This is a genomic window from Desulfobacteraceae bacterium, from assembly GCA_022340425.1.
GTDB lineage: Bacteria > Desulfobacterota > Desulfobacteria > Desulfobacterales > JAABRJ01 > JAABRJ01.
Map to the genome: position 1 here is coordinate 1 of JAJDNY010000172.1, position 19421 is coordinate 19421.

The 19421-nt window shown below is 61.8% G+C and carries 14 protein-coding genes, 1 tRNA gene, 1 rRNA gene and 2 pseudogenes; 8 read left to right on the forward strand and 10 right to left on the reverse strand.

Annotated elements, in window-relative coordinates:
* Positions 1-85, reverse strand: a 16S ribosomal RNA gene (locus LJE63_15370); the annotation flags it as partial.
* Positions 86-647: 562 nt separating this feature from the next.
* Here LJE63_15370 and LJE63_15375 point away from each other — a divergent pair.
* Positions 648-2180: an ATP-binding cassette domain-containing protein gene (locus LJE63_15375; GenBank protein ID MCG6907985.1), complete on the forward strand. Its 1533-nt coding sequence runs from the start codon at positions 648-650 to the stop codon at positions 2178-2180.
* A 23-nt stretch (positions 2181-2203) separates the two neighbouring features.
* Here LJE63_15375 and LJE63_15380 read toward each other — a convergent pair whose 3' ends face one another.
* The 4 genes from LJE63_15380 to LJE63_15395 form a co-directional block, all read right to left on the reverse strand.
* Positions 2204-2389, reverse strand: a complete 186-nt coding sequence (locus tag LJE63_15380; protein MCG6907986.1) for a hypothetical protein — start codon at positions 2387-2389, stop codon at positions 2204-2206.
* A gap of 3 nt (positions 2390-2392) precedes the next feature.
* Complete coding sequence (locus tag LJE63_15385) at positions 2393-2617, reverse strand: hypothetical protein (GenBank protein ID MCG6907987.1); 225 nt, start codon at positions 2615-2617, stop codon at positions 2393-2395.
* 974 nt (positions 2618-3591) lie between these two features.
* Positions 3592-3667, reverse strand: a tRNA-Ala gene (locus LJE63_15390).
* 17 nt (positions 3668-3684) lie between these two features.
* Positions 3685-4269 carry a hypothetical protein gene (locus tag LJE63_15395; protein MCG6907988.1) on the reverse strand — a complete coding sequence of 195 codons (585 nt, stop codon included), beginning with the start codon at positions 4267-4269 and terminating at the stop codon, positions 3685-3687.
* 239 nt (positions 4270-4508) lie between these two features.
* Between LJE63_15395 and LJE63_15400 the strand changes: the two genes are divergently transcribed.
* From LJE63_15400 to amrA, 3 genes and pseudogenes are all read left to right on the forward strand, one after another.
* On the forward strand, positions 4509-6401 hold the full coding sequence (locus LJE63_15400; GenBank protein MCG6907989.1) for a SurA N-terminal domain-containing protein: 1893 nt from the start codon (positions 4509-4511) through the stop codon (positions 6399-6401).
* Between the two features lie 161 nt (positions 6402-6562).
* Positions 6563-6754, forward strand: a complete 192-nt coding sequence (locus LJE63_15405; GenBank protein ID MCG6907990.1) for a hypothetical protein — start codon at positions 6563-6565, stop codon at positions 6752-6754.
* A 23-nt stretch (positions 6755-6777) separates the two neighbouring features.
* Positions 6778-7339 (forward strand): annotated as a pseudogene (gene amrA, locus LJE63_15410) (AmmeMemoRadiSam system protein A).
* A gap of 198 nt (positions 7340-7537) precedes the next feature.
* On the opposite strand, the gene LJE63_15415 reads toward amrA, so the two are convergent.
* Positions 7538-8206: a TIGR00153 family protein gene (locus LJE63_15415; protein MCG6907991.1), complete on the reverse strand. Its 669-nt coding sequence runs from the start codon at positions 8204-8206 to the stop codon at positions 7538-7540.
* A 10-nt stretch (positions 8207-8216) separates the two neighbouring features.
* Positions 8217-9440, reverse strand: a complete 1224-nt coding sequence (locus LJE63_15420; protein MCG6907992.1) for an inorganic phosphate transporter — start codon at positions 9438-9440, stop codon at positions 8217-8219.
* A gap of 512 nt (positions 9441-9952) precedes the next feature.
* Here LJE63_15420 and LJE63_15425 point away from each other — a divergent pair.
* From LJE63_15425 to LJE63_15440, 4 genes and pseudogenes are all read left to right on the forward strand, one after another.
* A complete protein-coding gene (locus LJE63_15425; protein ID MCG6907993.1) occupies positions 9953-12892 on the forward strand; it encodes an insulinase family protein in 2940 nt (979 codons plus the stop codon).
* A gap of 109 nt (positions 12893-13001) precedes the next feature.
* A pseudogene (locus LJE63_15430) lies at positions 13002-14222 on the forward strand (NADP-dependent malic enzyme).
* Positions 14223-14240: 18 nt separating this feature from the next.
* The gene (locus LJE63_15435; GenBank protein MCG6907994.1) at positions 14241-15281 is read left to right on the forward strand and encodes a phosphotransacetylase; all 1041 of its coding nucleotides are present in this window, start codon (positions 14241-14243) and stop codon (positions 15279-15281) included.
* A gap of 156 nt (positions 15282-15437) precedes the next feature.
* Complete coding sequence (locus tag LJE63_15440; protein ID MCG6907995.1) at positions 15438-15965, forward strand: cyclic nucleotide-binding domain-containing protein; 528 nt, start codon at positions 15438-15440, stop codon at positions 15963-15965.
* Between the two features lie 67 nt (positions 15966-16032).
* Here the strand turns inward: LJE63_15440 and LJE63_15445 are convergent, their stop codons facing one another.
* The 3 genes from LJE63_15445 to LJE63_15455 all read right to left on the reverse strand — a co-directional run bounded on the left by LJE63_15445 (position 16033) and on the right by LJE63_15455 (position 19327).
* Positions 16033-16494, reverse strand: a complete 462-nt coding sequence (locus LJE63_15445; protein MCG6907996.1) for a tetratricopeptide repeat protein — start codon at positions 16492-16494, stop codon at positions 16033-16035.
* Positions 16463-18763, reverse strand: a complete 2301-nt coding sequence (locus LJE63_15450; protein MCG6907997.1) for a PBP1A family penicillin-binding protein — start codon at positions 18761-18763, stop codon at positions 16463-16465. Before LJE63_15450 ends, LJE63_15445 begins: the two co-directional genes overlap by 32 nt.
* A 147-nt stretch (positions 18764-18910) precedes the next feature.
* Complete coding sequence (locus LJE63_15455) at positions 18911-19327, reverse strand: YkgJ family cysteine cluster protein (protein MCG6907998.1); 417 nt, start codon at positions 19325-19327, stop codon at positions 18911-18913.
* Between the last annotated feature and the right edge of the window lie 94 nt (positions 19328-19421).

Here is a 19421-nt window from a genome sequence, read left to right on the forward strand (position 1 = left end):
GCAAGCTAAAGCGTTCTCGTGCGACTTGCATGTGTTAAGCACGCCGCCAGCGTTCATTCTGAGCCAGGATCAAACTCTCCAATTAAACCCTCTGCGGCCAATAAATCGACCGAGAATTGACTCTTGACCCTCTCTTCTCTCCCACTACCCAGTTTTCAAAGATCAAATCGCTCGACCCAATGGGCCAAAACACCAAATTAAGCGCGAAAACTTTTTTGGCAAGCGCTTTTTTTGAATTCAAAAAAAGCCAGGCTTCTTTACAGGGCAGTTGACCTGTTGTCAACTGAAAAAAGTTTTTTCGCACCGATTTTCGGTGAATCCGAACCGCCTTCACCAAAACCAGAGATAACTACACGGACCTTTTGGACTTGTCAACAAAAAAATCTTTTTTTTCCGGGGTCCTCAAGCCCACAGCACCGATTCGCCCGGAGGACTTCGCCGCCCCTTTGCCGGGAAATCGCGTGCCAGGGGCTGCCATCACCCATTGCCGCCCCGCAACAAGATGCTGGCTGCGTCTCAAGAGGGTTGGCCGAAGCGCTGGAAAGCGCTATAGAAATAAATCGGGTGCAAAACACCGGTATCCTTTCCGGGGCTGTGGGGCGGCGATGAGGTGCCGCGGCTGCCATCGATTTGAGGAAATTTGAAATATGTTATCAGAGCACAGGCGGTGGGCAAGCGGGCCGGCGCCGGCGGCCCTGATCGCTTTCGAGGCGGTCTCCCTGCGAATTGGCCGAAGCCGCATTCTCGAGGGGGTTACCTGGCGGGTCAGGCGGGGGGAGCAATGGGTTGTACTGGGACCCAACGGCGCCGGCAAATCCACCTTGCTAGCGGCGGTCGCCGGGCGAGTGGCGGCAGTGGCCGGACGAACTTACCGGTCAGACGAGATGGCGCGCCGCAGTGCGGTCGGTTATATCTCCTTCGATCTCCAGCGTCGGATTCTGCAACAGGATGCCGACCGGGACCAAGCCCGGTATTTCAGCCGCGATTTCAGTCGCGGGCTTCCGGTTCGAAGCCTCGTTTTTCCCGATGGCGAAGGGGAGCAAGGCATGCTGCAGGGCCCCGGTCTCATCGGGCGCCTCAAAATCGGACATCTGATGGACCGCGAGATACGGGCGCTTTCAACCGGTGAGATGCGCAAGGTGCTGATCGCCCGGGCGCTGGTGGGAAAGCCGGGCCTGCTGATTCTCGATGAGCCCTTCGACGGGCTCGACCGCGGTGCCCGGGAAGACCTCGCCGCCATGGTGGACGTCTTGATGCGCGCCGGCTTGACGGTGATTCTGGCAACCAACCGTTTGGAGGAAATTCCCCAGGGCGTCTCCCACGTCCTTGGGCTGAAAGAGGGGCGGGTGATGTTCAGCGGCTCCCGCGCATCACTTCTGAAGGCGGCATTTCTCGATCGGTTGTATGGCGCGCCGGCGGCGGCCGCCGGCCGTGGGCGGGTTTCTGGATCACCCCGCTCGGCCGCACGGGAATGGGGCGGGCGGCAACCCCTGGTTGAGATGCGAAAGATAACGGTCCGCCATGGCCCGCTGACGGTGGTTGAAAATCTCGACTGGGTCATCCGAAGGGGTGAAAATTGGGCCTTGGTGGGCCCCAACGGATCAGGCAAGACCACGCTGGTCAAAATGATCAGCGGTGATCATCTCCAGGCGTACGCCAATGAAATTTATCTGTTCGGCAGGCGCCGGGGCAGCGGTGAGAGCATCTGGGAGATCAAAGAAAAAATCGGTCTGGTATCCTTCGAGCTTCAGGTGGGCTACCGGGCGGAAATTGCGGCTTTATCCGTGGTGGTCTCCGGGTTTTACAGTTCCATCGGGCTCTACCGGATCGCCGAGCGCGAGCAGCGTCGGGCCGCTTTGGGCTGGTTGGCCTTGCTGGGGATCGAAGACCTGGCCCCAAAGCCTTTCGCCCACCTTTCCCAGGGTCAGCAGCGGATGGTGCTGCTGGCGCGGGCGATGGTGAAACGGCCGCTGCTGCTCTTGCTGGACGAACCTTGTCAGGGGTTGGACCCGTCCAATCGCCGGATGGTGTTTGAAGTCATCGAGGCCATCGGGCGCCAAGCCGGGACCCAGATCCTGCTGGTGACCCATTTCGAAAGCGAAATGCCGGACTGTATCCGCCATGTCCTGCGGTTGGGAGGCGGCTTGCAGACCGATCAGAGCGTCCGCAAAGCGCGGTAGGTTGAAAGCGCGCCCCAGAGGGTTCAGGGATTGAGGCGGAGGGGTTTGGCGTGGGGAATGCGTTCGTCTTTTTTCCCTTTACGGCGTCGAATGACGCTGCAGCTTCCGACGGCAACGGATTCCTCGATTCTGGGGTTCTGGGTTCGCCCGCTTTGTTCAATCAACTTGCGAAGCCGGGCTTCAATCTCGTTTTTTTTGTTTTCATCCATTCTTTAATCTTTCAAAACGTCATCATCGGCCCCTTTTTTGGGGTTTTTTCGGCGAATTATGCCGGCAAGTCCGATCATGACACAGCCTGTTGCAAAGACGGCCAGGGGTTCCGGGTTGAGGCCCTGCACTGATCCCTCAAGGGGAGTGAAAGGGCTGTAATAGACCGCGTAAGCGATCCCTGAAAAGAGCGAAATCCCCACAAGCACACTGCTGAACAGCCATTTCATTTTCTGCCTCCTCCAAATCGCGGGTGAAGTTGCGCTGAGGAGTCAGCAATAAGTGTGCCCTGGGAGTGTTTTTGGTGTTAAGTCTAATAAAAAAAATAGGTTGTGGTTAAATTGGTATTGGTCGGGGCCTCAGTTTTTGGGATGGCGCCTTCTTGTATCTTGGGAAAAGCGTTTCTCAATTGGTAAAAAACCTTCTCACGTCCGAATGCCGCCGCAAGGACCCGTCGCTGGACAAAAGCGCGAATTCTGTGTGGTTGAAGGGCAAAGGGCAATCCGCAGCCGGCGCTGGGGCGGTAAGGCATCCCCGGCCGTCGCTGCGAAAAACCCGGTTTTTCGGCAACGGCTGCGTTTTTGCGGGGTGAAACGCTCAATTCTGGGCTGCGGTCGAAGTTTGGGCATATTTTGCTGGGCGGGCCCGACGGCATGACGTGGTATTGTGCTGATTGGGTTAACGATCCCAGGGTTTATGCGCGGTGCGGCGCTTTCCGCAAGAAATTGTGCTGGAGAACTTATCGGTTGTCATTCGGGATGACTTGATGGTGTCGGGCGGCCCGCAGCACCGGGGCGGTTGTGCAAGCGCCCGATTTCTGTCTTCCACGGTTTCCGGGTGTTTGTGACAAAACCTGAAGCCCGCGCTATTTGTCGCAATTTCTGCGGCGCAAGTTGACCTTTTCAAGGGGCGTCATTTTTTTCGAGGCTGTTTAGAAAATCGCGAAACCAAGCCGGGTTCCATATCAAGATGTAGGCCAGAAAAAGAGCCGTCAACGGCAAGTAAAAAACCACGGCATCCACGATGAGAATGACCAGCGCCACCACTATCCGATATGCACCGCGCATGGGTCTGGTTGTCAAAAGCAGGGAAAGTCAGGAAAAGCGGCCAATCGGTTGAGCACATGGATCGGCCGCTGATTTGAGATTCGCGCCCGCGTGTGAACCATATGGGCCTTGAAAGGGAGTAACGAGTTGATTTTTTTTGGTGGAGCTGAGGGGGCTCGAACCCCTGACCTCATGACTGCCAGTCATGCGCTCTCCCAGCTGAGCTACAGCCCCTTACCGAAAAGGCTCTATTAGCGGGGATTGCCGGAATTGTCAATCTTTTTTTTATCCACCCATCGACGGCCAGAAGGACCCGCACGCTTGGCCTCGCCCCGCCTCTGGCGGCGGCTTGCGGCGCAGACTGCGGGACTTTCCGCAGGAGCTTGCTTCATATCGAATTTGTTGACAAAAAAGGAGATTCTCCATAGGATTGGGCCAACCACTAAAGGCCTGCCGCCGGCGCGGCGGCCCAAAATAAAGATTGCATCATGAGACCCAAAGGTGATTTCAAGAGCCGGCTGATGCCCGGATTTCAGACCCCTTCGGCCGCTGCGAGGTTCAGTCCGAAGCCCACAGACGCGCAGGGTTTTTTCGAGGACTTCGATGCCGCCGAACTTTACTGTCCCCAGTGTGGACAGGCCGTCCCCGTCATTAAACGGCTGTTTTTGATCCTTCCGGAAGGAGACAGATACGAATACCGGTGCCGTTTTTGCGGGACAACGGTGGGCACCAAGATCGAACGCTCCGGGCGTCCCAATATTCTGGTCAAATAGCCGGTTTCCAACCTGCCCTGGCGGGTTGCGTCGGATGCGCAACCACCTTGGCAGCCGGTTCACGTGTCATCCTCTGGCGCCAGGGCCTCGCGACCCTTAACCTGCCCGAAAAACCGCTGCGAGTCGCCACCCGCGGGGCGGTCACGACGTGGGTCAAGGCTCACCCGACGCTGACCGCAGCCTGTCCGCCGGCAGTTCGCAGCGTTCTGTCGGCGGCTTTGCGCACGGGGTTTGCCGAATGGTGCGGTGATTAAAACTTTATTGCCTCTCGTCGATAATTACTGAACTAAAGGTGAAATAAAATGTTGAGACTCATGCGCGACTACGCGACCAGTTGGTTGATCAAGGTCTTGTTGGGTGCGTTTGTTATCGTCTTTATTTTCTGGGGGGTGGGCAGCTTTCGGGAGCGGCGCGCGGGGCGGGTGGCGCTGGTCAACGGCCAACCCATCGACGTTGCGGCCTACAACCGTGCTTACAACAACCTGATTGAACAATACCGCGGGCGATTTGGCGGCAACCTGACCGATGAGATGCTCCAGATGTTCGGGGTCAGAAAACAGGCCCTGGAAGCCCTCGTCAACCAGAAACTGCTGCTTCAGGAGGCGCAGAAACTGGAATTCCATGTTTCCGAAGACGAGCTGGCCGCGGCAATCCGTGAAATTCCGGCCTTCCAGCAGGCCGGCAGCTTCGACCCGCGCCGCTACAACGCGCTCCTGACGCAGTTGCGTTTTAGCCCCGAGGAGTTTGAAGTCCAGCAAAAGGAAGCCATGCTCATCGACCGGTTGCGGGCGTTTGTGCTGGGCAATGTCAAAGTATCAGAGGGCGAGGCCCGCGCCTGGTACGATTGGCAGAATACCGAGGTGAATCTCGACTATGTGCGCTTCAGCCCGGAGTCCTACGGGGAAATTGAATTAACGGCCGAGGCGCTCAAGGCCTACTACGATCAGCATCAGGAAAACTACAAGACCGAGCCCCAGGTCAGGGCCTCCTACCTGGTCTTTAATTTCGATGCCTACAACGACCGCGCTACGGTGGGCGATGACGAGCTCCAGGAGTACTATGACCTGCATCGCAGCGAGTTTGAGCAAGCTGAAACCGCTGAGGCGCGCCATATTCTGTTCAAACTGGAGGCCGGCGCCACCGCGGAAGAGGCTGCCAGGGCAGAGCAGAAGGCCCGCGAGGTCCTCAAGCTGGCGCGATCAGGCCAGGATTTTGCTGAACTGGCCAAGCAGTACTCCCAAGGCCCGTCCAAGGATCGGGGCGGGTTTTTGGGGGCCTTTACGCGCGAGGAGATGGCCGCCCCCTTCGCGGAAAAGGCCTTTTCCATGAAAGCCGGCGAAATCAGCGAGCCGGTGCGCACCGAATTCGGGTGGCACATCATCAAGCTGGAGAAGATCACCCCGGCTTCGGTCCAAAGCCTGGATCAGGCCAAGCCCGGCATCCTTGAGAAGCTAAAAGCCGAACGGGCCAAAAGCCTGGCCTATGATGATGCCGAGGCGGCCTACGAGGCGTCGCGGGACGGCGAAGATCTTGCCGAACTGGCCAAACGCCTGAATCTTGCGGTCCAAACCACCGGTTTTTTCTCCCGCCAGGGGACTGAAATCGATCTCAAGGAACCTGCCCGCTTTGCGGCCGAAGCCTTCGAACTGGCGCCGATGGCGATCAGCGATATCCAGGATTTCGGTGATGGTTATTACCTGTTGCAGACCACCGAAAAAAAACCGGCCCAGGTGCAACCGCTGGAGTCGGTGGCGGCGGCGGTGCGGGCCGATCTTCTCAAAGAAAGACAGGCTGAACAGGCCGCCAAGGACGCCGAAGCTTTCCTGGCGGAAGTCAGGCAGGGGAAAACGCTCGCCCAAGCGGCCGCGCCGCTTAACCTCACGCCGATGGAAACCGGCTTTTTCAAGCGCAATGCCGCTATTCCCGAAATCGGCTATGAGCAGGATCTCTCCGCGACGGCCTTTGAGTTGAACGCCCAAAACCCGCTGCCGGAAAATATCATTAAAGGCGCCGAAGGGGTTTATGTAATTCATTTCAAAGCCCGCAGGGCCCCGGAAGCCGATGGATTTCAGGCTGAAAAGGCGGATATCGAAGCGATGCTCCTGCAACAGAAAAAATCCAAGGTTTTCAGCGAGTGGCTGGGGCAGATCAGGAGCCGAAGTGAAATTAGCTACGAGGAGAACTACCGGGAGTAGGGGTAGTGGCTGCTGAAAGCGGCGCCTTGCATCGGCCTGGTCACCCCCGGCCAATGCGGACAGGCCCCCTTTTCAGGCGGCGCGTGTGAAACACCCTTTTCAGGGAGAGACACCCAATGGGATTCTTGAGGCCAAAAGCGCAAAACACGGATCATTTCGCCATGAAAAAATGCCCGGAGTGTCTGACCGAGTTGCCCATAGAGGCCAAGGTCTGCGATGCTTGCCGACGAAAGGTCGGTCCGGTCACACCTTACGGGCACGCCAAAAAACCTTTTGACTGGAGGGCCTACAGTCTCTGCCTGGTGGCCTGGGCCACTCTGGGCATTTATGTCTGGTGGGCCTTTCTGAGATGAAGCCACAAACCACGAGGAATTCCATGGCGGCATTGTCCCGGACGGAGAAGGCGCGCCTGCTGCACCTGGCGCGCTCGGCGATTGTGACCTGGCTGGACACGGGGGCCTCCCCCCCGTTGCCGGCGGATCTGACACCGATAATGCTTCAAAAACGGGGGTGCTTCGTCACCCTTCACAAACACGGAGCGCTGCGCGGCTGCATCGGCACGCTTGAACCGGTCAAAGCCCTGGGGGCCTGCGTTGTTGAAAACGCCATCAACGCGGCTTTCCGCGATCCGCGCTTCACACCCCTGGAGTCCTCCGAACTGCCCGCCGTGGAAATTGAAATAAGCGTCCTGACGCCCCCCCGGGAGCTGCATTTTCAGGAGCCGGAAGGGTTGAAAAAGCAGCTCGAGCCCGGCAAACACGGGGTCATTCTCAGCCAGGGGGGGGGCTCGCGCGACGTTTCTGCCCCAGGTCTGGCAGCAGTTGCCCGATGTCGAAACCTTCCTCACCCACCTCTGTCAAAAGGGGGGCATGCCAGGCGCCTGCTGGAAAGACCCAAACACACGGGTATCGGTCTACGAGGTTGAGTACTTCAAGTGAGGCGGGCGGCTGCGGCTGCCGCCCGACCTGCTTTGAGGGCCCCGGAAAAAAAATAATTCCACATCTTGCTTGTCTTTTGGCCCGTCCCCGGCGTTACAGCCGCCGGCACATATCTCGATATGCGCCAACGGATGTGCCTTGGTGACGAACCAAAATCCGGCGCCATATTGTGGAATTATTTTTTACCGTGACCCTGAATCAGCGGGCGATCATGGCCCGCATCATATCCCCGGCGTTCTGGGCATGATCTGCGATGGAGCCGACAATCTCCGCCAGGCGGACCATATGGAATACGGTGATGGGATCGGTTTCGATCTGAAAGATTCTCAACTTCAGATGGTCTTCGGCCTCATCGGCCAGGCGCTCCTGCTCCCTTAAGGTGCGGACAATTCTTTTGACGACCATCCGCTGATTTTCAGAATAGCTGCTGAAGTACTTGCGTGCTTCGGCCACCATCCTGCTGAGCTCATCCACCGGGTCGATAACCGCATCCACCAGCAGAAGAAAATCTTTTTCGAGTTCCCCGGGAACGCCGGGCTCGATCCTGAAGGAAATCCAGTTCAGGGCATCTTCCAGCGCATCCAAAACGCTGTCCTGTTCGCCCAGGTAGCGGAAGAGGGTGAATTTGTCCACCTGCAGGATCGCCCCTTTGGGGATATGGCCCCGGATGCGGCGCTTGATGGCGTCGGCCTGGCTTTCGATCCGGGCGACCTCTTTGCGCAATTCCTCGAAGGAATCGCATTTCTGGACCAGGAGGCACTCGATTGCGTGCTGGAATATCCAGGCGCATTCTTTGACCTTTTCCGCGTGCTCCTCCAAACCGCTGAAGGGCGAGGTCATGAACATTGAAACGAAGGGGATACGCATCACCGTCTCCTCAGATGAAAAACCGGAGCAGTTTGAAAATCACCATGCTGGTGAGGGCTGCAGCCGGGACCGTTAACACCCAGTAGATCATTATTTGAACGACCACCCCGAAGTTAACCGCCTCCATGCCGCGCGCAAGACCCACGCCCATGACACCCCCCACCGCCGCGTGGGTCGTGGACACCGGCAGCCCCAGCTTGGAGGCCAAAAGGACGGTGGTGGCGGCCGCGAAGTCCACGCAGAACCCGCGCGTGTTGGTCAGCGTCGTAATCTTGTTGCCGATTGTGTGCATCACCCGGTGCCCGGCCATGGCGATCCCGCAGGCGATTCCCACACCGCCGAAAAACAGCAGAAAAATCGGAACCGGGACCTTTGTGCCGACATTCCCGGTTTTGACCAAAAAATAGATGACCGCCACCGGCCCGATGGCGTTGGCGACGTCATTGGCGCCCTGGGCCAGGGCCACGTAACAGGAGGTACCGATCTGGATTCGGCGGAAGATCTCCTCCACGCCGCTGCGGTGGTCCCGGATATAACGTCGGATCAGCCCTTTGCCGGCCATTCCGAAAAAAACGGCCAGCAGGAAGGCCAGGAGCACCGCCATTGGGGCGCCGATGGCGATCTTGCTGCCCAGCGGGGTCTTGAAAAGAAACGAGAGGGCGATCACAAAAATGGTTGCGCCGATAAACCCGGGTGAGAGCCTGATCGCCGACTGGAAGGCATCCTCACGGGAAAGGATGAACTTCAGGATGATCTTGAAAAGGGCGATGGCGATAATCAGACTGAAAACCGGCGAAATGACCCAGCTCAGGACCACCGCCGCGAGTTTGCCCCATCGAATGCAGTCCGTCCCGCCGGCCATGATGCCGAAGCCGATCATCGCCCCGACAATGGAGTGGGTGGTGGAAACCGGGAGGGATTTCCAGGTGGCGAAACTGACCCACAGGGCGGCCGCCAGCAGTGCGGACAGCGCGCCGATGAGCGCCAGGTGGGGATCGGTCAGGATGTCGGTGGAAACGATGCCTTTGCGGATGGTGTCGGTCACGTGGGAGCCCATGAAAACCGCGCCCACCACGTTGAGGATCCCGGCGATGAAGATCGCTTGGCGGATGGTGATGGCCTTGGCGCCCACCGCGGAGGCCATCGAATTGGCGACGTCGTTGGCGCCGATGTTCCACGCCATGTAGAAGCCAAACGTAAAGCCGATTATCAGAATAGAATATTCTGGCGTCATCGAAATTTCAAGCCGGGTTTCCGGTTGGCCGGATCGTCTCAGCGTCTGCGCCCCCGCAACCGGCGGCGGGGATTGCGGCCGGAGCTGAAAATGATGACACTCCTGGGGCCGAGTCTTTCAGTGCGCACCGCAGCAGTGCCTCACACCGATGCGCAGCGAGAATTCCGCCGTTCGGCCGGGTCCGGCCAGGCTGCGCGCTCACGCTGACGGGGCTTAACACGCCGGGGGCGAAAAATAAACCCCCAGACCCAAACCGAATTCCCCTTCGATGGCTCGCCCCGCTTGGCTGCGGTTTATCAGCCAAGCACTGCAGCCGATCAGCGGAGACGTTTGGGTCGGCCGGCCGCAAGGCGGTTGAATTCCCGGCGGGTGCGCTTATCTTGTCCGTCATGCGCGTCGGCTCGCGGCCCTTTTCCGCCGCTGAGGGTGTGTTTACGGCCGGAGGTTGCGGTCGGCCCGACGCTCCGCCGCGCTTCCGTTGACCGCCGAAATATCCTTCCCAAGGAGCTGTCATGACCCACACCACATCCGCAGGCCGATATCTCAAGGCCAAGCGTTGGCCGCTGGTTATTTTTCTGATCATTTTGCTGGGCTTGCTGGGCGGCCTGCCGGGCGCATCCCCGGGCGAGGCTGCGGGGCCCGGCTGGCCCCATGAAACCAGCGACCTGGCACCGGATCCGGAGGTGACTTTTGGCCGGCTGCCCAACGGGTTCCGCTATGTTTTGATGCCCAACCGAACCCCCCGCGCGCGGGTCAGCATGCACCTCAACATTCAATCCGGGTCTTTGCAGGAATCCGATGCCCAGCAAGGCCTGGCCCACTTTCTGGAGCACATGCTTTTTAACGGCTCCACCCATTTCCCGCCCGGAGAGCTGGTGAAGTATTTTCAGAGCATCGGGATGCAGTTCGGGCCGGATGCCAACGCCCATACCGGCTTCGACGAGACCGTCTACGACATTCTGCTGCCCGACGGCGACCGCGCCAGCATCGAAAAAGGTCTTCTGGTGCTGCGGGATTACGCCGACGGCGCACTATTGCTGCCGGCTGAAATCGACCGCGAGCGCAAGGTCATTCTGGCGGAAAAGCGGACCCGCGACAGCGCAGCCTACCGCACGTTCGTGGCCTCTTTTGCATTTTCGTTCGGTGATGCGCGGATTGCCCGACGGCTGCCCATCGGCCTTGCGGAGGTCATCGAAAAAGCCGGCCGGGCGGAGCTCGAGGACTACTATGAAACCTGGTACCGGCCCGAGCGCATGGTTCTCGTGATGGTCGGGGATTTCGATCTGCCGACGGTCGCTTCGGCCATCCAGGAGCGGTTTGCCAGTCTCACCGCCCGGCGCACCCCCCAGCCCGATCCCGACCCCGGCCAACCGGAGAACAACGGGGAGCGTTTTTTTCACCATTTTGAAAAAGAGGCCGGAAAAACCCGGGTGAGCATCGAGGTGTTGAGCAGGGTCGACGAGGAGGCCGATAGCGTCGCCCTGCGCCACCGTGAACTGCTTGAAGAGATGGCCGACCGCATGGTCCAGAATCGACTCGACGCCCTGCTGGGCGAGCCGGAAACCCCCTTTACGGCCGCGAGCGTGGGATCCGGGCGTTATCTGGGACATTTCGACTACGCCGAAATATCGGCGGACTGCGACCCGCAAAAATGGGCCGAGGCCCTTTCCCAAATTGAACAGGTGCTGCGCCAGGCCCTGGCCTACGGGTTCACCGTGGCTGAACTGGATCGCGTCAAAAAGGACCTTCAATCCGAGTTGGATAAGGCCCTGGAACAAGCCGGTACCCGCGATAGCCGTGACCTGGCGCGCAGCATCATCCGCAGCGTCAACACGGGCCGGGTGTTCACCTCCCCCGCCCAGGAGAAAGCACTGCTCTCCGATGCCGTTCAGGCCGCCACCCCGGAGTCAGTTGCTGCTGCCTTCAGAGGCAACTGGCCGTCCGATCACCGCCTGGTGCTGGTGACCGGCAATGCCCCCCTCGGGGATACGACCCTGGCGGCACGCGATGCGATTCGGGCCGTGTACCAGACCAGCCGAAGCGTGGCCGTGCTCCGGCCGAGTGAAGCCGAGACGCCCCGCTTCCCCTACCTGGCGCCGCCCACCGCCGGTGGGGTAATCGTTCGGCGGGAGCATTTCGCCGATAACGGGGTCACCCGTCTGAGCTTTGCCAACGGCGTGAAGCTCAACCTCAAGCCCACCGATTTCAAGGAAGGCGAAGTGCTGGCCACCCTTATTTTCGGCGACGGCCGTTCCGCTCAGCCGCTGGACAAACCGGGGCTGGCGCCGCTGGCCGAGGCGCTGATTAACGAAAGCGGCCTCGGCGGGCTGACCAAAGACGCCTTGGAACAGGCCCTGGCCGGCAAAACCAGCCGGGTGGAGTTCAGCGTCGAGGATCAGTGGTTTGTCCTGCGCGGGCGGACCTTGCCAGCGGAGCTCGACCTCCTGTTTGCGCTGCTCTATGCGCATCTGCAGGACCCGGGGATGCGGGTTGAGGCCTTCGGTCTGGTGATGCAGCGCTTCGATCAGGCCTTCGAGGCCCTGTCCCGTTCGCCGGACGGTGCCATGGAGCTTGAAGGGAGCCGTTTCCTGGCCGGCGGCGATCCGCGCTTCGGACTGCCGCCGCGCGAAAAACTCCAGACCCTTACCCTGGCCGATGTTCGCACCTGGCTCATGCCGGCCTTTGAAACCGAGCCGCTTGAAATCTCAGTGGTCGGGGATTTCGATCCTGAAGCGGTGGTCCAGGCGGCCGCCCGCTACTTCGGCGGCCTGCATGCGCGGCCCGGCCGCAAGGGCCCGGCGGCAGCTGCGGCGCCGCAGTTTCCGGTGGATCAACACCTGGCGCTGGAGGTAAAATCCGACATCCCCAAGGGCCTGGTGGTGGTGGCCTACCCGACGGATGACTTCTGGGACATTCACCGCACCCGCCGGCTGTCGGTGCTGGCCGAGGTTTTTTCCGACCGCTTGCGCCTGCGGGTGCGTGAAAAACTCGGGGCGGCCTATTCCCCCCATGCCTACAACTGGTCTAGCCGAGCCTTTCCGGGTTTCGGGATTCTGCGGGCGATGGTTTCGGTTGATCCCCGGGACGCCGAGCGGATTGCGGCCGAGGTGCGCGACATCGCCGCTGCGTTGGCCCGCGAGGGGGTCGCCGCCGACGAGCGCCAGCGCGCGTTGGAGCCGATTCTGACCAGCCTGCGGGAGATGCAGCGGACCAACCGCTACTGGCTGGAGCGGGTGTTGACCGGCTCCGCGCGCTACCCCCAACAGTTGGACTGGAGTCGCAGCCTCACCCGCGACTACGCGTCCATCAGCGAGGCGGAGTTGTCGGGGCTGGCACGGCGCTTTCTGGACAACCGGCGCTCCGCCGAGATCATCATCAGGCCGGAGGCGGGGGCGGACGGCAGTCTGGCGGATGCCGCCGGCGATGGCAGCGCCGCAGGCCACAGGAGATAGAGCTCTGCCGGCGCTTCTGGCGGATGCCTTCCGGCGGGCCCGAGAGGTCCCCGTTTGCTCCCTTTTTTACGTGACCCCAGCGCGGTTGGGTGTTTTTTAGGAGGCTGAGATGCTGTTGGATAAAGAAGCGCTGCGCTATCACCGGGAGCCGCGCCCCGGGAAGATCGAAGTGGTGCCCACCAAGCCGACCCTCTCCCAGGCCGACCTGAGCCTGGCCTACACCCCCGGTGTGGCCGCTCCCTGCCGTGCAATTCACCAAAACCCTGAAGCCTCCTACGAGTACACCGCCCGCAGCAACCTGGTGGGCGTCATCACCAACGGCTCGGCGGTTCTCGGTTTGGGCAATATCGGACCCCTGGCGGGAAAACCGGTGATGGAGGGCAAGGCCGTTCTTTTCAAACGCTTTGCCAACCTGGACGTGTTCGATATCGAGATCGACGCCGCCGACCCAGACGAGTTCATCGCCACCGTGGCGCGTCTGGAGCCGACCTTCGGCGGCATCAATCTCGAGGATATCCGGGCGCCGGAGTGCTTCTACATCGAGGAGCAGCTCAAGGCCCGCATGCAGATCCCCGTCTTTCACGACGACCAGCACGGGACCGCGATCATTTCCGGGGCTGCGCTGCTCAACGCCTGTCACCTGACCGGGCGGCGGATGGCCGATATCCGTCTGGTGATCAACGGCGCCGGGGCCGCGGCCCTCGCCTGCGCCCGGATCTACTGCAAACTGGGGGTGCAGCCGGCGCATCTCCTGGTGGTGGACTCGCGCGGGGTGATCCACACGGGCCGCACCGAGGGCATGAACCCCTACAAAGCGGCGTTTGCGGCCGACACTGCGGCCCGCACCCTGCTGGAAGCCGTCCGGGGTGCGGACGTCCTGGTGGGCCTTTCGGTCAAGGGCGCCTTCACCCCGGAAATGCTGGCCGCCATGGCCCCCAAGCCGGTCGTGTTTGCGCTGGCCAACCCCGACTCCGAAATCGACTACCAGCAGGCCAGGTCCCTGCGGCCGGATGCGGTGGTGGCCACCGGCCGTTCCGACACCCCCAACCAGGTGAACAACGTGCTGGGGTTTCCCTATATCTTCAGGGGCGCCCTGGACGTCCGGGCAACCGCCATCAACGATGAGATGAAAATCGCCGCGGTCATGGCTCTGGCGGCGCTTGCGCGCGAAGACGTGCCCGACAGCGTGGTGCGCGCCTACGGGGGGCGGCCGATCCGGTTCGGGCCGGAGTACATTATTCCCAAGCCCCTGGACTCCCGGGTCCTGCTGCGGGTGGTGCCGGCCGTGGCCGCCGCGGCGGTGAAATCCGGCGTGGCCCGCCTGCCCCTGCCCGGGCAGAGCGCTTACGTGAACCGCCTGGAGACCCTGCTGGGGCCCGAGCGCGAGATCCTGCGCAAGATCATCACCCGTGCCCAGCAGGCCCCCCGGCGGATCGTGCTGCCCGAGGGCAACCACCCGGTCATTCTGCGGGCCGCGCACCATGCCGCCAGGGAAAATATCGCTCGCCCGGTCCTGTTGGGCAACGAAGCCGAAATCAGAAACCTGGCCGACGAACTGCAGCTCTCCCTGGAGGGCATCGAAATCCTGGACAACCTCAAAAGCCCGCTCTACAATTCCTTCGTGGCCAAACTCTTTGCCGCCCGCGGCCGCAAGGGGTGGTCGCTGGCCCACACCCAGCGGCGGATGCGCAGCCGTTACGTCTTCGGGGCCATGTTGGTGCTGGAAGGGCTGGTGGACGGGCAGGTGCACGGGATTGTGCGTTCCTACCCTGAGGCGATCCGGCCGGTGCTGCAGGTGATCCCCCGGCGGGCGGGGGCGGCCAAGGTGTCGGGGGTGTACCTGATGATCACCCGCGACCGGACCCTGCTGTTTGCCGATACCACCGTCAACATCCACCCCGACGCCGCCGATCTGGCCGAAATTGCCCTCATGACGGCCGAGATGGCGGAATTTTTCGACCTTCGGCCGCGGGTTGCGATGCTTTCCTTCTCCAATTTCGGCAGCGTGCGGCATCCGGACGCCCTGCGGGTGGCGGCGGCGGTTGACCTGGCCCGTAGGCGCCGCCCGGACCTGATCATCGACGGTGAAATGCAGGCGGACACCGCCGTGGTGGGGGAGATCCTCAACCGCGAATTTCCCTTCAACCGGCTCGCGGAAGCCGCCAATGTGCTGATTTTCCCGGATTTGGCGGCCGGCAACACCGCCTACAAGCTGTTGGAGCGCCTGGGCGGGGCCAAAGCGGTGGGGCCCCTTTTGATGGGCATCAGCAAGCCCTTTAATGTTCTTCAGCGGGGAGCCGATATGGAGAATGTCGTCAATGTCATGGCGATTACCGCCGCCCAGGCCCAAGACCTGGCCGCAGCCCGGGGGACGGCCGTGGTTGGCTGAGAGGTGCCCGGCCGGATCCGCGGATGCCATCACCGGGGAGGCTGCCCAGCAGCCGGCGCGGCCCGATGGCGCTGAGAAAGAAACCGTCGCGGCGCGCGCTGCGTGGCAATCCTGGTCACGCGTCCACCCCAGCACCGCAGGCAGGGAGTCTAGTCAATGGCCGTTGCCGCAGATTTTGCGCCTTTGATGCCGCTGATTCGTAAAATCCTGATCTTCTCTTATTTCACCGACGGGGAACTCAACCGCATGCTGGGGCTCTGCGATCTGCTTCGATTGCAGGCCGGTGAAAAGCTGTTTGTTCAGGGCGACGACAGCCTGGCGGTCTATGTTCTGATCCAGGGCCAGGTGGATCTTTCCTTTCGCAAAGCCAGCGGCACCCGCGTCAGTGTGGGGGCCGTTTCGGCGGGAGAGGTGTTCGGTGAGGCGGGGGTCTTCATGACAGTCAAACGCTCCGCGGACGCACTGGTGGCCGTCGAGAGCACCTTGCTGAGGATCACCCGCAGGAACATGATGGCCTTCATCAAGCAGCATCCCGTGGGCGGCAACAAGCTTTTGATGCTGATGATCTACGGTCTGCTGAGCAAGCTGCGCGAGGCCAACCAGATGCTTTCGCTGGAAAACCCGGGGGCCATCGCGGTGGATTCGATCGATCCCCTCTTCCAGGATTTCATGAACGAAACCTGACCCCCGGCAGTCGTCCGCCGCCCTGCCGCGGGCGTGGGTCTAACCCAGCAGCAGGGTGCGCGCCCTTTCATGGGCCGCCGGCGTCGATCCGGCCCCGCTGGCGCGCCACCGACTGCAGCCACCTGGGGTTGCCCCGCAGATAGAGTTCGGCCAGTCGGTTGAACTCCCGCGCCTGATCAAAATTCCCCTTTTGCAGCCAAGCTTCGCCAAGAAAATAGTAGTTGCGCCCGTTTTCCGCGTCCAGGCTCAGGGCCCGCTCCAGGACCGTGATGGCGTCGTCGGGGCGATCGGCGGCCAGCAGTTTGCGCCCCTCTTCGGTCAGCTGGTGCGCGGCGATCTGCTGCGGGGTGGGCGCCGGGGCTGCGGGGGGCTCGGGAAGCCTGATTGCCGGGCGCGGCGGCGCTGCCGGCCGATCGCTGGGTACGCGGGCCACCAGCGGCTTCTGGCAGGCGGCCAAAAAAATCGCCGCCGCCAGCGCCGCCAGCGTGCAGCGCAGCTTATTTGTGGATCGAGCTGTTTTGGCTGTCATCCCAGAAGCTCCTGAAGGACTTGCGGCGCCCATGCAGCGGACAGGGCGCCGTGGGCGCATTGTTTTCCAGGAAGTATTCGCTGATCGGCTTGGGGCAGTTTTTCTGCGCCAGTTGACCGGATTGGCTGCAGACCCTGCGCTGAACGACGCCCGGAGGGGCGCTGAACCAGGCGCCGGAGACCGTCTGGGGGATCGCTTTGAGCAGGTCGGCCCAGATGGGCAGGGCTGCCGAAGAACCCGACGCGTGAATGCTGGCGCCGTCATCGAATCCCACCCAGACCAGCGCCAGCAGCTCCGGGGTGTAGCCCACGAACCAGGCATCCCGTGAATTGTCGGTGGTGCCGGTTTTACCGGCCGCCGGAAAGTTGATGCCGTGCTTGGCCAGGGAGGCCGCCGTTCCCTCGGTCACGACGCTGGCCAGGAGCGAATTCATGATAAACGCCGCGGCCGGGCTGATAACCCGCTGGATTTTCATGTGCCGCCGCTCGAGCACCTCGCCCGCCTCGTTGACCACCGCCTTGAGGGACAGCGGAAAGGGCGCCAGGCCCCCGGCCGGAAACGTGCAGTAGGCCCTGGCCAGCTCCAGCGGGATCACCTCGAAGGCGCCCAGGGCGATGGCGGGCAGCGGGCGGAGGCGGGTGGAGAAGCCGAAGCGTTCGGCGGTGGCCACCACCGCCTCCAGGCCGGTCTGCATGGCCAGGTAGACCGTCGCCCGGTTGGCGGAGTGCGCCAGGGCCTGGCGCAGGCTGAGTTCAGGCACGCTTTCACGCTCGAAGTTGCGGGGCTCCCAGCGCCGGCCGTCGTGTTCAACCACCTGGGGGCGGTTGGACAGGCGTGAGGCCGGCGTGAAGCGCTCCAGGCCGGCCAGAAAAACAAAGGGTTTGAAGGTGCTGCCCGGCTGGCGGCGGGCCTGGCTAATGCGGTTGAACTGGCTTTGGGCATAATCGCGCCCCCCCACCATGGCCAGGATGTGGCCGGTCTTGGGCTGCATCACGATCACCGCGCCCTGGAGTCTGGCGGACGCCTGCCGGTCGCGCAGCGCGGGGGTCTTTTCCAGGCGTGCCAGGCCCCGCAAGAGAGCGCTTTCGGCCGCGGATTGGATCTGGCTGTCCAGGGTGGTGTAAATCGACAGGCCCATGCTGGCCAGGACTTCGGGTGGGTAGAGGGCCCCCAGCTGCGCGGAAAGGTAATCCATGAAGTAGGGGGCCTTGCGGTGGTAGGTGCGAAAGCCGGCCGTGACGAGGGGTTTTTCCAGAGCTTGGAGAAGCTGATCCGCGCTCAGCCAGCCGTTTTTGGCCATGGCCTTTAATACCCGGTCGCGCCGTTGACGGCACCGGTCGGGGTTCTGGTAGGGGGAATAGAGGTTCGGGGCCTTGATCAGGCCCGCCAGGGTTGCGGCTTCGGTCATAGAGAGGGCCGCTGCCGGCTTGCCGAAGTAAAAATCGGCCGCTTCGCCGATGCCGTTGATGGAAACCGAACCCTTCTGCCCGAGGTAGATCTCGTTGAGGTAGATCTCCAGGATTTCATCCTTGGCGTAGTGGGCGTCGATGACCAGCGCCATGAGGAGTTCCTTGAGCTTTCGGCGCAGGGTTCTTTCCGGGGTCAGGAAGTAGTTCTTGCTTAGCTGCTGGGTGATTGTCGAGCCGCCCTGGCGGATTTCGCCGGCGCGCAGGTTGGCCCACAGGGCCCGCAACAGCCCCCGCGGGTCGACCCCGTGGTGATCGTAAAAGCGGCTGTCCTCGGCGGCCAGAACGGCCTGGATCAAGGGCCGCGGCACGTGGTCGATGGCCACCAGTTTGCGCTGCTCGCGGGCGGCGCCGAAGAAGAGCCCAATTTTTTCAGGCTCCAGCTCAAGCAGTGGTAGAACGCGTCCCGAATGCTGGTCGGTGATGGTGCCGATCCGGTTTTGAACCAGGGTGAGTTGGACCGGAAAGCCGGCGCGGCTTTGACTGGGGGTTTTCAGATCGTTGAGGAAAATCTCCAGCCGGCCCGGCTGCAGACGGTATTCGCCGCTGGCCGGGGGACTGTTGACGCGCCGGTAGCCCAAGGCCTCCAATTTGGCCAGGAAAAGGTCGCGGTTGCAGCCCTGGCCGGGAAAAAGGAGCGTAGAATCGGAATAGACGGTGGAGGGAATCTGCCAGCGTCGGGAGGAGAAGCGGCCGTCGATCTGCACCGCAAGATAGCCGACATAGACGCCCAGGCCGGCCACGGCGGCAACCGCCAGCATCGCCAGACAGAGCGCGAGCCGTTTGATGGTAGGTCTGGGCAAGGATCTCGCTTTTTCAGCCACGCCTGCCGCCCGTCCCCTTTGGTCCTTGACCCAAGCCCCGCGTTGCGGGGTGCCGATGAGCGCTGATGCCGGTCAAAGGCGCTTGCGCCGCTGTGTTGGGCCGCCACCCGGTTTTCAAGCGGCTGGTTAAAAGGTTTGCCGGACAATCGTCAGGATCTCTGCCCGGGTATAGAGCAGACCCTGCCCGATGCCGGGGCATTGGGCTGCGGCCTGCTTCCACCTGTATTGCGAGCGCAAGTTGTCGAACCAGAAGGGATAACTGCGGCACTGCCGGGGCCGCACGGAGTAGATGCGGCACCCCCCGTCAAAGAGAACGCAGGCCCCGGATGCGGTTTCACGAAGGCTGAAGCTGTCCCGAAAGGGATAGAGCATCTCGGCGATCAGCTGGGCCGGCGGCAGATCGAGATGGGCGGCGATGGGGCCGATCTCGTCGGCGGCCACATAGACGGTGCCCGGCTCCCCGGTGCAGCAGCGGCCGCAGCGGACACAGGCAAAGCGCAGACCACGGTCGAAAAAATAGGGGCGGTCTTGCAAAGTGGCCATGGGCGGTGGCTCGGATTCAACACATCAAAAAAGCCGGCAGGCGGAAGGGCAACCTCCAGGGTGCGCCGACTTCCCGCCTGCCGCGATGCAAATC

Bases quoted from the DNA above. Each gene is read 5' to 3' on its own strand.
- LJE63_15375 (MCG6907985.1), top strand. From the start codon at position 648: ATGTTATCAGAGCACAGGCGGTGGGCAAGCGGGCCGGCGCCGGCGGCC.
- LJE63_15380 (MCG6907986.1), bottom strand. From the start codon at position 2,389: ATGGATGAAAACAAAAAAAACGAGATTGAAGCCCGGCTTCGCAAGTTG.
- LJE63_15385 (MCG6907987.1), bottom strand. From the start codon at position 2,617: ATGAAATGGCTGTTCAGCAGTGTGCTTGTGGGGATTTCGCTCTTTTCA.
- LJE63_15400 (MCG6907989.1), top strand. From the start codon at position 4,509: ATGTTGAGACTCATGCGCGACTACGCGACCAGTTGGTTGATCAAGGTC.
- LJE63_15405 (MCG6907990.1), top strand. From the start codon at position 6,563: ATGAAAAAATGCCCGGAGTGTCTGACCGAGTTGCCCATAGAGGCCAAG.
- LJE63_15415 (MCG6907991.1), bottom strand. From the start codon at position 8,206: ATGCGTATCCCCTTCGTTTCAATGTTCATGACCTCGCCCTTCAGCGGT.
- LJE63_15420 (MCG6907992.1), bottom strand. From the start codon at position 9,440: ATGACGCCAGAATATTCTATTCTGATAATCGGCTTTACGTTTGGCTTC.
- LJE63_15425 (MCG6907993.1), top strand. From the start codon at position 9,953: ATGACCCACACCACATCCGCAGGCCGATATCTCAAGGCCAAGCGTTGG.
- LJE63_15440 (MCG6907995.1), top strand. From the start codon at position 15,438: ATGGCCGTTGCCGCAGATTTTGCGCCTTTGATGCCGCTGATTCGTAAA.
- LJE63_15445 (MCG6907996.1), bottom strand. From the start codon at position 16,494: ATGACAGCCAAAACAGCTCGATCCACAAATAAGCTGCGCTGCACGCTG.
- LJE63_15455 (MCG6907998.1), bottom strand. From the start codon at position 19,327: ATGGCCACTTTGCAAGACCGCCCCTATTTTTTCGACCGTGGTCTGCGC.